Origin of the sequence: Tepidiforma sp. (assembly GCF_034432735.1) — a bacterium.
Lineage (GTDB): Bacteria > Chloroflexota > Dehalococcoidia > Tepidiformales > Tepidiformaceae > Tepidiforma.
Genome location: NZ_DAOUBJ010000114.1, coordinates 1 through 1,654 on the forward strand (window position 1 = coordinate 1; position 1,654 = coordinate 1,654).

At 67.8% G+C, this 1,654-nt stretch carries 1 protein-coding gene; it reads right to left on the bottom strand.

The window, feature by feature from the left end; all coding sequences use genetic code 11:
- Positions 1–19: 19 nt before the first annotated feature.
- Positions 20–1,654, bottom strand: a 1,635-nt coding sequence (locus tag VAE53_RS10460) for a flagellar biosynthesis protein FlhA (protein ID WP_322819321.1), incomplete at its 5' end; no start/stop codon positions are given.

Consider the following 1,654-nt stretch of genomic DNA (forward strand, 5'->3'; position numbering starts at 1 on the left):
GAAGAGGCGCGTGGTGTCGTTACCGATGAAGCGCTTCGTTTCCAACGTTCACCTCGATGTTGCCGATGGCTTCGATGTGGGTTTGGGGGGTGATCTCGGCGAAGGAGAGGACGACGACGTTCGGTAGGCGGCGCTCGAGGAGGCGCCGGAGGGCGAGCCGAATGCGGGAGGAGCAGAGGATGATGGGTTCGCGGCCGGATGCGGCGATGCGCTCGACTTCGGCGGCGACGACGCCGACGAGGCGTTGGACTTGCCAGGGTGGCATGGCGACTTGGCTGCCGCGGTCGGTTTGCTGGATGCTGGCGGCGATCTCTTCTTCTGTGCGGGGGCCGACGGTGATGACGCGGATGGTGCCGCTTTCGTCGGCGTACTGGCGGCTGATCTGGCGGGCGAGGGCGGCGCGGGCGTATTCGGTGAGGATGTCGATGTCGCGGGTGAGGCGGCCGTGGGTGGCGAGGGTTTCGCAGATGGTGACGAGGTCGCGGATGGAGACGCGTTCGGCGAGGAGGTTTTGGAGGACTTCTTGGACTTCGCCGACGGTGAGGGTGGAGGGGATGAGGTCGTCGACGAGGGCGGGGTATTCTTTGCGGAGGTTTTCGAGGAGGTCTTGGGTGTCCTGGCGGCTGAGGAGGTCGGGGGCGAAGCGGCGTACGAGTTCGGTGAGGTGGGTGGCGAGGACGGATTCGGCATCGACGACGGTGTAGCCGAGGAGTTCGGCGCGTTCGCGGTAGGCGGGGGTGATCCAGCGTGCGGGGAGGCCGAAGGCTGGCTCGATGGTTTCGATGCCGGGCACGTCGCCTTCGGCGGTGCCGGGGTCCATGGCGAGGTAGTGGCCGGGCTGGAGGGTGCCGCGGGCGATTTCGACGCCGCGGAGCTTGACGACGTAGGCGTTTGGGGCGAGGCCGAGGTTGTCGCGCACGCGGACGGTGGGGAGGACGAGGCCGAGCTCGAGGGCGAGCTGGCGGCGGATCTGGGTGATGCGGCGGAGGAGGGTGCCGCCGGCTTGTTCGTCGACGATGGGGATGAGGCCGTAGCCGACTTCGATTTCGAGGGGGTCGACGCTCATCATCTGGATGACTTGTTGGGGGCCGAGCTGTTCGGGTTCGGGGAGGGGTTGGGGGCGAGCGGCGATGGCGGCGAGTTCGGCTTGGCGCTTGGAGCGGTCGATGAGGTAGCCGCCGGTGCCGATGGCGGCTGCGACGAGCAGGAAGGGGAGGTGGGGGAGGCCGGGGAGGGCGGCGAAGAGGGCGAGCATGGCGGCCGCGACGTACATGGGACGCGACTGCATGGTGATCTGGCTGAAGACTTGTGAGCCGAGGTTGGTCTCGCCGGCGGCGCGGGTGACGATGATGCCGGTGGCGGTGGAGATGAGGAGGGCGGGGAGCTGGGAGACGAGGCCATCGCCGACGGTGAGCTTGGCGTAGAGGTCGAGGGCTTCGGCGGGGCCGACGCCCTGCTGGAGGATGCCGATGGAGAGGCCGCCGATGATGTTGACGAGGATGATGACGATGCCGGCGATGGCGTCGCCTTTAACGAACTTGGAGGCGCCGTCCATCGCCCCGTAGAAGTCGGCCTCCTGGCCGATGGCTTTGCGGCGCTCGCGGGCTTCGGCTTCGTTGATCAGGCCGGCGTTGAGGTCGGCATCGATGGCCAT